Source organism: Gilliamella sp. WF3-4 (assembly GCF_001690275.1).
GTDB lineage: Bacteria > Pseudomonadota > Gammaproteobacteria > Enterobacterales > Orbaceae > Gilliamella > Gilliamella apicola_C.
This window is the reverse complement of sequence record NZ_LZGW01000054.1, coordinates 1-1,672: the sequence shown is the minus strand read 5'-3', so window position 1 is coordinate 1,672 and position 1,672 is coordinate 1. Positions and strand designations below refer to the sequence as shown.

At 50.6% G+C, this 1,672-nt stretch carries 1 rRNA gene; it reads right to left on the bottom strand.

The window, feature by feature from the left end:
• Positions 1-41 precede the first annotated feature (41 nt).
• A 16S ribosomal RNA gene (locus A9G47_RS12260) occupies positions 42-1,579 on the bottom strand.
• Positions 1,580-1,672: the final 93 nt, after the last annotated feature.

Below are 1,672 nucleotides of genomic sequence, written 5' to 3'. Positions count from 1 at the left end.
TTCTAAACAAACAATCTGTGTGAACACTTACGAGCTCTTCGTAAGGAGGTGATCCAACCGCAGGTTCCCCTACGGTTACCTTGTTACGACTTCACCCCAGTCATGAACCACACCGTGGTAAACGCCCTCCCGAAGGTTAAGCTATCTACTTCTGGTGCAACCCACTCCCATGGTGTGACGGGCGGTGTGTACAAGGCCCGGGAACGTATTCACCGTGACATTCTGATTCACGATTACTAGCGATTCCGACTTCATGGAGTCGAGTTGCAGACTCCAATCCGGACTTAGACGTACTTTATGAGGTCCGCTTGCTCTCGCGAGGTCGCCTCCCTTTGTATACGCCATTGTAGCACGTGTGTAGCCCTGGTCGTAAGGGCCATGATGACTTGACGTCGTCCCCACCTTCCTCCGCTTTATCAACGGCAGTCTCCTTTGAGTTCCCGGCCAAACCGATGGCAACAAAGGATAAGGGTTGCGCTCGTTGCGGGACTTAACCCAACATTTCACAACACGAGCTGACGACAGCCATGCAGCACCTGTCTCACAGTTCCCGAAGGCACTCCCATATCTCTACAGGATTCTGTGGATGTCAAGACCAGGTAAGGTTCTTCGCGTTGCATCGAATTAAACCACATGCTCCACCGCTTGTGCGGGCCCCCGTCAATTCATTTGAGTTTTAACCTTGCGGCCGTACTCCCCAGGCGGTCGATTTATCGCGTTAGCTTCGGAGCCCATCACTCTAGGCAACAAACTCCAAATCGACATCGTTTACAGCGTGGACTACCAGGGTATCTAATCCTGTTTGCTCCCCACGCTTTCGCATCTCAGCGTCAGTATCTGTCCAGAAGGCCGCCTTCGCCACCGGTATTCCTCCACATCTCTACGCATTTCACCGCTACACGTGGAATTCTACCTTCCTCTACAATACTCTAGTTAACCAGTTTTAAGTGCAATTCCTAGGTTGAGCCCAGGGCTTTCACACCTAACTTAATTATCCGCCTACATGCCCTTTACGCCCAGTCATTCCGATTAACGCTCGCACCCTCCGTATTACCGCGGCTGCTGGCACGGAGTTAGCCGGTGCTTCTTCTGTAATTAACGTCAATTGTTGCACCTATTAGATACAACACCTTCCTCATCACCGAAAGTACTTTACAACCCGAAGGCCTTCTTCATACACGCGGCATGGCTGCATCAGGGTTCCCCCCATTGTGCAATATTCCCCACTGCTGCCTCCCGTAGGAGTCTGGACCGTGTCTCAGTTCCAGTGTGGCTGGCCATCCTCTCAGACCAGCTAGAGATCGTCGCCTAGGTGAGCCCTTACCCCACCTACTAGCTAATCCCATATGGGTTCATCAAATGGCGCATGGCCCGAAGGTCCCATGCTTTGGTCTCTCAACTTTATACGGTATTAGCAGTCGTTTCCAACTGTTGTCCCCTTCCATTCGGCAGATCCCCATACCTTACTCACCCGTCCGCCACTCGTCATCAAGTGCAAGCACTCATGTTACCGTTCGACTTGCATGTGTTAAGCCTGCCGCCAGCGTTCAATCTGAGCCATGATCAAACTCTTCAATTTAAAGTTTGATGCTCAATAACTGTCTCTGACATATTCAAATGAATCTTCAGTGTCACTTATCAAGACTTAATTTTTTAGTCCGTAGACTTTAAT